This window comes from Actinomycetospora sp., assembly GCF_036497245.1.
Taxonomy (GTDB): domain Bacteria; phylum Actinomycetota; class Actinomycetes; order Mycobacteriales; family Pseudonocardiaceae; genus Actinomycetospora.
Map to the genome: position 1 here is coordinate 1 of NZ_DASXJS010000051.1, position 9,262 is coordinate 9,262.

Here is a 9,262-nt window from a genome sequence, read left to right on the forward strand (position 1 = left end):
CGACTCGGGCACCGACTTCTTCGCGGCCAGGTGCACCACGCCGTCGAGCGGTCGCCGCGCGGCGAGCCCGGTCAGCACCGCGGGCAGGTCCGGGTCGAGCAGGCCCGTGAGCACCAGCTCGACGTCGTCCGGCAGGCGCTCGGTCAGCCCGGTCGACAGGTCGTCGAGGACGACGGCGTCGTGGCCGGCCGCCCGGAGGGCGCGCAGGACGTGGGCGCCGATGTAGCCGGCGCCGCCGGTCAGCAGCCAGGTGCTCACCGGACGGACCCTAGCCAGCGACCCCGGGGCTCCGCTGCGGCGCCCGCCGCCGAAGGTCGGGCGCTTGCGCACAGGTATCATCTGGTGCGATGAGCACCCGGTCCACGGCGATCGCGCGTGGCGTCGTCATCCAGGTGCTGGCGAAGTTCTCGGCCCTACCGCTGTCGATGGTGACGATCGCCATCGCCACTCGCTACCTCGGTTCCAACGGCTACGGGGTCATGGCCACCGCGGTCGTGTTCGCCCAGACCTTCGAGGCCTTCACCGAGCTCGGCGTCGGGACGATCGTGGTCCGGCGGGTCACAGGGCACGGGGGCAACCTCGAGCGGCTCGTCGGGATGAACGTCTCGTTCTCGACGCTCTACGCGCTGCCGCTCGCGATCGTGGCCGGGATCGCCGGGTTCGGCGTGTACTGGGGCGACCCGATCCAACAGGGCGCGGTGCTCGTGCTCGCGGTCGGTCTGATCTTCACGACGATCTCGAGCTGTTACGAGCCGGTCTTCGACATCAAGGTCCGCTACTCGTCGGCGGCGTCCGCGGAGTTCTTCTCGCGGGTGCTGACGCTGTCGTCGGCGGCGGCCGTCGCGTACTTCGACCTCGGCCTGCTCCCGATGTGCGCGGTGCAGATCCTCCCGCAGGCGCTGCGCCTGGCGATCCAGTGGTGGGGCGCGCGGCGCCTGACCGAGATCCGCTGGATCGTCGACTGGCGGGCGATGTGGGGACTGCTCAAGGAGGCCTTCCCGCTCACCGTCATCGCGATCATCGCGGTGCTCTACTGGCGCGCGGACGGCCTCATCCTCTCCATCCTCGCCGACCCCGACCAGGTCTCCGGGTACTACACCGCGCTGCAGATCGCGTTCACGCTGACGCTGATCTCGCAGGTGTTCGAACGCTCGGTGCTCTCGACGATCAACGAGACGTTCAACGCGGACCGACCGCGGTTCGCCCGCGCCGTCGACCAGGGCTACCGGTTCCTGCTGCTCGTCGGCGTCCCCATCGCCGTCATCGGCTGGCCGCTCGCGCACCGGATGGCGGACATCGTCGGCGGGCAGAACGGGGTCGGCGCCTTCGCCGGGCCGCCGCTGCAGTTCTTCTTCATCGCGGTCGCGATGACGTTCCTGTCCGCGATCGTCTCGGACGGCCTCATCGCGGCCCACGAGCAGCGGTACCTGACGACGATGTCGACGATCAACCTGGTCGTGAACTGCGTCGGCAACATCATCCTCATCCCGCGCCTCGGCGCGGTGGCCTGCGGCGTCATGCTGCTGGTCACCGAGACCATCGGCGTGACGATGTCGCAGTGGCGCCTGCGCCGCTACGGGGTCCATCCGCTGCCGTTCGGCTACATCCTGCGTCTGGTCCCCCCGGGCCTGCTCGCGCTGGGTGCCATCTGGCTCACCTACGACCTGCCGCTGATCGTGCCCATGGCGGCAGGCGGGATCGCCTACTTCGGGGGCGCCCTGGCCATCGGCGCGATCCCGGTCAGCATGCGCACGGCGCTGCTCGGCGCCCTGCGCCCCCGCAGCCTGGACCGCATGGAGGCCGAGGCGGCCGCCGTCGGGGAGCAGGAGGGGCTCGGCGTGGCGCCCTCGGGGCCGACCGTCGGTCCCTTCGTCGACCCCGACCGCGTGCCGAACGCCCTCGACGCCGAGACGACGGTGCTCGACACCCGGGTCCCGGGCAGCCGGGTCCCCGCCGACGCCCTCGACGCCGAGACGACCCAGATGCGGCCGATGGCCGCCGCGGGCCGCGGCAGGCGGGACGCGAACGGTGCCGACGTCACCGATGTCCCCACGATGGAGCTCGACCTGGCGGCGCTGCAGACGATCCGCATGCGCCAGCAGGGGAAGTACGTGGACCTGCGGGTCATCCGCCGGCGTTGAGGAGACGGAACCGCCCTGAAGGGTATGAAGTCCGTCACTCCGGCCGTCGTGCCACGATGCGGCCTCGCCCGGGGCATCCGCCGGGACCGTGATCGGGGAGGAGTCGCACGACGTGACCGGTCGTGAACTGGCGGTGCTCATCGTGTCCTATCGGCGGGCGGACCTGCTCGACCGCGCGCTGCGCAGCGTCGAGAAGCACCTGCCCGACGCACGCGTGCACGTCTGGGACAACGCCTCGTCCGGATCGGCCGACGTCCGCGAGCTCGCCACCGGATGGCCCGAGGTCACGTGGACCTTCTCGGGCACCAACGTCGGCTACATCGCCGCGATGAACGGCCTCGCCGCCCAGGTCCCGGACGCCGACATGCTCCACCTCAACCCCGACGCCGAGCTGATCGGCCCACTGACGGCCGCTCGCGAGGCGCTCGCCGGACCGCGGGTGGCGGCCGTGTCCCCGACGGTGCTCGACCCGGAGGGCCGCGAGCGGCCGTGGGACGTCGCGCACCGGGAACAGTCCGTCGTCCGCAGCCTGCTCAACGCCGCGGGCTACGCCCAGCGCCTGCGCGACCACCCGCGTCTCGGCGGCTTCTCGGACCTCTACCCCACCGCGCCCCGTGAGGTCGACGGCTACATGGCGGGCTGCTGCCTGCTGGTCTCCCGCGACGCCTGGAACGCGATGGGCCCGTTCGACGAGCGCTTCTTCGTCTACGGCGAGGACGCCACCTGGCAGCCCGCGGCCCGCCGCGCCGGGTGGCGCCTCGTGCTGGTCGACGACGACGGGCCGCAGGTCAGCCACACCGCCGCGGGCACCCAGCTCGACGACCCGCTGGCCACGCTGCGCGGCGCCGACCTGCTCCGCGCCTCGCAGGTGATGTCGCTGGGCAACGCGGGCAACCGCGGCGCAGGCACGATGTTCTCGCTCGGGACGGCGACCCTCGAACGCATCCAGCGCTCGAAGCGGACCGTCCGCCGTCGCCGGCTCACCGCCGTCCGCGACCGCGCCGCAGGGCGCCCGGGCGTGCTGGTGACCACCAACGACCTCGACCTCGGGGGCGCCGAGCGGCAGCGCGTGCTGCTGGCCAACGCGCTCGTCGCCCGCGGCCACCCGGTGACGATGGTGTGCCTCCAGGGGCTGGGTCTCTACACCGCCGAGCTCGACCCCCGGGTGCGCCTGGCGCTGCAGCCGTGGTGGCAGCCGGTGGTGGACGTGGCGGGCGACGAGGCGATCGTCGTGGGCGGGGTGACGAACACCGAGGTCGGGTTCGCGCGGACGTGGCGGGCCCTGGGCCGGGCCGGGCGGGCGCTGCGCACCGGCGAGCAGCGCCGCTGGTGGATGCCGGCCACGCACGACCCCGCCGAGCTCGACCGCGCCACCTACTCCGACGCGCTCGCCTCGAGCCTGCGCAGCGCCGACGGGCTGCTGGTGCTCTCCGCGCAGCACCATACCGACCTGACCCGCCACCAGCGGCTCACCGACCTCGTCATGGCCGCCCCGAACGGCATCCCCGCCGCGGACCCGCGCCCGTTCCGACCGGCGGCCGAGGAGACGATGCCGGTGCGGTTCGCGATGCTCACCCGCCTCGTCGAGTACAAGAACCCGCTGCTGCTCATCGAGGCCCTGGACACGCTGCGCCGCGACGACTGGACCCTCGACATCTTCGGCGACGGCCCCGACCGTGAGCGGCTCGAGGCCGCCACCCCCGACCGTCTGCGCGACCGCGTGCGCTGGCGCGGACAGGTCGCCGGCCCGGACGCCGCGTTCGACGAGTCCGACGTGCTGTGCGTGCCGAGCGGATTCGAGGCGTTCCCGCTCGTCATGGTCGAGGCGATGACGCGCGCCGTGCCCGTGATGGCCTCCGCCAGCGGGACGGTCCCGGAGATGCTCGACGACGGGCGGGCGGGGGTCGTGGTCGCGCCGACCTCCCGCGAGGCCTGGAGCGAGGCGCTGGGCGCGGTGCTCGACGACCGCGCCGGGCTCGGGGCGCTCGGCGAGGCGGGGCGGGTCCGCGCCCTCGCCCACTACACCGACGCCGCCATGGCCGACGCCTACCAGCAGGCGTTCACCCGCCTCGTGGGCCACACCTTCCCCGGCGCCCCGGACGAGCCCGTCCGGGAGATCAGGAGCGTGCGATGAGGGTCCTGTGGCTCTCGCCGTGGCTGCGGACGCTGACCCGCGTGCAGGTCGACGCGCTGCGCGACGCCGGGCACTCGGCGCTCGTCGTCACCACCGACCAGCACTACGAGAAGGTCACCGCGCGGCCGGACGAGCGCGTCCTGGACCCCGCGATCAAGGATCCCCGAACGCTGCCGGCGCTGGCCCGGGTGACGGCCGAGGCGCGACGCTTCGCCCCCGACGTCGTCGTCTCCGAGATGGTGCACGACCCGCGCTGGCTGCCGATGACGCGTCTCGCCCCGCTCGTGCAGGTGGTCCACGACGACCGCCCGCACGACGCCCACGAGGAGCGTCCCTGGCACCAGCGCGGGGTCCTCGACCTCCAGACCCGCACCGCGGCCGGCGTCGTCGCGCCGAGCGCGCACGTCGCGGCGGTCCTCTCGGCGCGCTTCGGGCGCCGGGTCGACGTCGTCCCGCTCACGTCGGACGTTCCCGAGGCGGACCTGCCGCCCGTGCCCGCCCCGGCCGCCGAGCGCCGCGACATGGTGCTGCTCGGGCGGATGTCGCCGTACAAGAACGTCGAGGTGGCCCTGCGGGCGTGGGCCGCACACGTCGCCTCCCCGGCCTACTCGGGGGATCGGCTGCTGCTGCTCGGCAACGGCCCGCTGGAGTCGCTGACGCTCCCCGAGCACGTCGAGTGGCGGCGGGAGCACTTCTCCTACGCCGACGTGCTGCCCCGCCTCGCCCGCGCCAAGGCCTCGCTCGCGCACTACCGCCTGGCGACCCAGAGCGGCGTCCAGGTGCTCTCGATGCAGCTCGGGGTCCCCACGATCGTCTCCGACTCGGGCGGTCTCCCCGAGTTCGCGGCGCCCGACCTGCCTCCGCTGCACGCGGACGACGTCGACGGCCTCGCGGCGCTCTTCGGCCGGCTCGCGGACCCGGGGACGGCTTTCGCACTCGGCTCGGGCGCCCGGGAGCACTACGAGCGCTGCTTCTCCGCCGACCGCGCCGCCGCGGCGTGGACCGAGGTGTTCGCGCGGGTGACGGGGCGTCCGGCGCTCACCGGCGTCTGAGGTCCGGCCTCGCCGCCCGGCGAGCTCCCGGGGCACGTCGAGGGGCACACCACGCAGGCCATCCCGCCCGCCGACGTGCCTGACGTACCCCTGATCACACGGGAAGGAAGCGCCGGACACACGTCCGCCCGGTCACCGGGGTTCCGAGGCGGAGTCCGGTGACCGGGCGGGCGTTCGATCAGCTGTCGCGCGAGCCGCGGTCGGTGTCGGTCGCGGCCGACGACCCCACGCGGTTCGGTGCCCCGTTCGTCCGCGGACGCGGCGTCGGGCTCGGACCGCTCTTGCGCCGCATGTCGACCGCGACGGTGTCGGCGTCGAGGCCGGCCTGGCGCGCCGGGGGCGTCGGGTTCGGGCTCTTGGCCTCGCCGCCCTTCGGAGCGGGCGCTCCCGCCGCGGTCCCCTTCGGCTTGACCGACACCGGCTTACCGGGCGCGGGCCACTTCGGGGTCGGCGGGCCGGCGCCTGCCGTGCCGACGGTGGTCGTCGGGGCGTCGGCCGGGTTCGGCGACGGCGAGGCTCCGCGACCGTTCTGCGCCTGGCCGTTCTGGGCCTGGCCGTTCTGGCCCTGCCCGTTCTGCGAGGCCGCCGGTGCGGGAGTCCCGTTCTGGCCGGGCTTCGACGGCCCACCCGCAGGCGAACCGTTGGTCCCGCCGGGCGCGGCACCCGCACTCCGGGAGGCCGCAGCTCCGGCGGCTCCGGCAGCACCGGCCGCCGCAGCGGCACCTGCCGCGCCCGCCGCCTTCACACCGGGCGAGGGCTGGGCCTTCGGGGCGGCGGCTCCGGGCGAGGGCTGGGCGCCCTTCGCGGGCGTGCCCGGCTTCGCGCCTCCGGCCGCGGGCCCACCGGCTCCGGGGCCAGGCGAGGGACGTCCGTTCTGGCCCGTGGGCGAGGGGGCGGGCTTCGCGGGACCGGCACCTGCCGGCTTCGGGGCGGCCGAGCCGGAGCCGCCCGACGGGGAGGACCCACCCGACTGCGGACCGGAGGCGGGTGCACTCCCGGACCCCGGCTGCTGGGTCGGTCCGGACGGCTTCTGCGCGCCCGGCCCGCTCTGGTTCTGCTGCTGCGACGCCTTCGACGACGGGGCGGCGTTGGCCTTTGCGGCCGCGCCGCCGGCGGCGGCACCCGCCGCGGCTCCGGCCACGGCCGCACCGGCCGCGCTCTCGTTGGCGCCTGCCGACGCGGGCTGCTTCTGCGCGGGCGAGGGCTTCTGCGCGGGCGAGGGCTTGGCCGGACCGCCTGCGGGCTTCTGGCCCGGAGCGGACGTCCCCGCGCCTGTCCCGGCGGAGGCGGCCGCTCCGGCGGAGCCCTCGCCGTCGCGGGAGACCCGCTGCGTGGCCTCCGCCGAGCCGGGGCTGCCCGCCTTGAGTAGCCCGGCGGGGACCGGCGTCGTCGGCGTGGGGTCGACCGCCGGGCCCGCGAACTGCGGGCCGGACGGGCGGGGCGGCGGGGGCAGCGGGCGACCCGGCGGCGGGTAGTACCCCGGCGGCGGCGCCATGATCGGGTTCGCGCCCGTCGGCGGCGGGCCGACCGGACGCGGCGCACCCGCCGGGTCGGTGCCGATCCAGCTCACGACCCGGCCGCCGAGACGGCGCAGGGTGCGCGAGAAGAAGAGGGACACGACGATGAGCACGAGGAGGAAGCCGGCGAGCGCACCGGCGAGCACGAACACCACCGCGGGCGGCAAGGGTCGCTGCGCGGGGGTCGACGGGTCGGAGATGACCTGCGTCGTGACCCGCGGCGGCTGCCCGATCGGGGTCTCCAGGGCACCGATGGCCTGGGTGAACGCCTGGGTGACCGCGCGGCCGGCACGGACCGAGTCCTCCGGGCTCGCGCCGCGCACGTTCATCGTGAGCACCGTGGTGTCGCCGTCGATGCTGGCCGTGACCCGGGTGGCGAGGTCGGCGCTGTCGATGCCGAGCTCGCGGCTCGCGGGGACGACCACCTGGTCGCTCGACGCGAACTGTGCGTACGTCGACATCCGCTGGTTGATGTACTGGTTCGAGTTGTAGGCGCTGTCCGAGGAGTCGGACGAGCCGCCTCCCGAGATCAGGACCTGCGAGGTCGAGGTGTAATCGGCCCCGGCGAGGCGGAGATCGACCACGAGCCCGACGACGGCACCGAGCACGGCACCGAGCACGAGCACCCACCACGCCTTGCGCAGTGCGGACGACACGGTCATCGGTGAGCTCACTCCTCCATGGTGCCCGCGCGGGCCGCGGGCCGTCTCGGGGGGCTCGGGACGGGGCCCGACCCTGGTCGCCGGTCCGGCCGTGGACCGCCCGCCCCGACCCCGGGGCGCCGGGGTCCGGGCGGCATGGGCAGGGGCCACGGCGTCCAGGTCGCGAAGGCCGTCGCCGCTGCCATCAGCGTGACGGTGGTGATGATCGCCGGGCGGTCCACGAGCGTCGTCTGCAGGCTGGACTGGGCCGCGAGGCACGCCAGCCCCATGCCGACGACGACGACCATCGGGGCGCCCGGTGTCCGTCGTCGCCACGTGGTCACGACGAGGGACAGGATCCGCACCCCGGCGAACGCGTACGCGAGCAGACCGAACACACCCATGTAGAGCCAGATGCGCAGGTACTGGTTGTGGATGTACGGCCGGGGATCGACGACGGTCCGGCTGTGCTCGTCGTCGTAGGTGATCAGCTCACCGCCGTAGTACTGACCGACGCCCACCCCGAGCCACGGCTGTTTCTCGAGGGTGGCGTACGCCGCCGCGTTCTCCCGGAGACGGTCCGGGAGGCTGTCCTCGCCGTAGGCCTGGCCGGTGACGACGCTGGATGCCCGCAGCGCGATCTGCTTCGCCTGGCCGCCCGCGAGGCCGGTGAGGGCGAGGCTGAAGCCGATGGCGCCGACCACGATCAGGACCGCGGCCCGTCGGACGAGGCCCTTCGGACCGTGGGTGACGGCGGCCACCGCGACGATGAGCAGGACCAGCGGCGCCCACGTCGAGCGGTTGAAGCTGCCCGCCTCGTGCAGGACGCCGATCAGCACCAGGCCGATCCAGAGCCAGCGCGGCTTGCGCGGCATCAGCGCGGACAGCAGCAGGACGAGCAGCGGGGCCCAGAGGTTCAGCGTCGGGCCGGACAGGCGCGCGACGTCGGAGGTCGACGACCCGGTGATCACCGAGCTGCGCTCGTCGACGAGGAGCCTGCTCCAGCCCATCACCGAGGCGGCCAGCACGACCGCGCTGCAGACACCGGCGATGTAGAGCAGCACCGAGATCAGCTGGTGCGGGCGCCGGGCGAACGCGAAGTAGACCGGCACGAACGCGGCCACCTCGAGCAGCGCCCGGTAATTGTCGATCATCAGGCTGAACTCGCCGCCGAGGGCGAGGGCCGAGATCGCGCCGACGGTCGCCGCCAGGAGGATCGCGGAGATCGGGCCGGCGAACGCCGAGCGTGGCGCCAGCGACGCGTTGCGCCCGCGCAGCGTCATGATCAGGGCGACGACGAGCGCGACCTCGAGCACGGTCGGGGTGACCGGGCCGAGCTTGACGACGTCGACCTTCTCGGGGAACACACCGACGCCGGTGAACAGCAGCGCGGCCGCCGACCAGCGCGAGTCCGCGGTGCGCCAGGACCAGATCCCGGCGGCGAGGATCGGCAGCAACGGGAAGATCATCGAGCCGGTGGCGCCGTAGCCCGCGATCGCCACCGCGGCGAGGGCGACGGTGATCTTCCCCTGGGGTCGGCGCAGTCCCTGGAGGAGCCCACGGAGCTCGTCGCCCATGACCGTGGCGTTCAGCTCGACCATCCGGCGACGGGAGCGCACCATGTGCGGGGCGAGGTCGCGCGACCAGCGCCCCGGCCGCAGCAGCGAGCAGGCCAGCAGGGACACGATGAAGCCGCCGACCGCGCCGAGCACGCCCCACCAGCGGGCCTCCTGCACGCCGTGGTCGACGACCGGCCCACCAGGGCTGACGATCGTCC

General features: G+C 74.3%; 6 protein-coding genes. 3 read left to right on the forward strand and 3 right to left on the reverse strand.

What is annotated here, in order from left to right; all coding sequences use genetic code 11:
• Positions 1-258: NAD-dependent epimerase/dehydratase family protein (locus VGI02_RS05790; protein ID WP_331626325.1), on the reverse strand; the 258-nt coding region annotated here is incomplete at its 3' end.
• 89 nt (positions 259-347) lie between these two features.
• Between VGI02_RS05790 and VGI02_RS05795 the strand changes: the two genes are divergently transcribed.
• From VGI02_RS05795 to VGI02_RS05805, 3 genes are all read left to right on the forward strand, one after another.
• On the forward strand, positions 348-2,141 hold the full coding sequence (locus VGI02_RS05795) for a flippase (protein WP_331626326.1): 1,794 nt from the start codon (positions 348-350) through the stop codon (positions 2,139-2,141).
• 112 nt (positions 2,142-2,253) lie between these two features.
• Positions 2,254-4,275, forward strand: a complete 2,022-nt coding sequence (locus VGI02_RS05800) for a glycosyltransferase (RefSeq protein WP_331626327.1) — start codon at positions 2,254-2,256, stop codon at positions 4,273-4,275.
• On the forward strand, positions 4,272-5,327 hold the full coding sequence (locus VGI02_RS05805) for a glycosyltransferase family 4 protein (protein WP_331626328.1): 1,056 nt from the start codon (positions 4,272-4,274) through the stop codon (positions 5,325-5,327). Before VGI02_RS05800 ends, VGI02_RS05805 begins: the two co-directional genes overlap by 4 nt.
• A gap of 178 nt (positions 5,328-5,505) precedes the next feature.
• Here the strand turns inward: VGI02_RS05805 and VGI02_RS05810 are convergent, their stop codons facing one another.
• The gene (locus VGI02_RS05810; RefSeq protein WP_331626329.1) at positions 5,506-7,506 is read right to left on the reverse strand and encodes a hypothetical protein; all 2,001 of its coding nucleotides are present in this window, start codon (positions 7,504-7,506) and stop codon (positions 5,506-5,508) included.
• 8 nt (positions 7,507-7,514) lie between these two features.
• The coding region (locus tag VGI02_RS05815) for an O-antigen ligase family protein (protein ID WP_331626330.1) at positions 7,515-9,262 on the reverse strand (1,748 nt) is incomplete at its 5' end.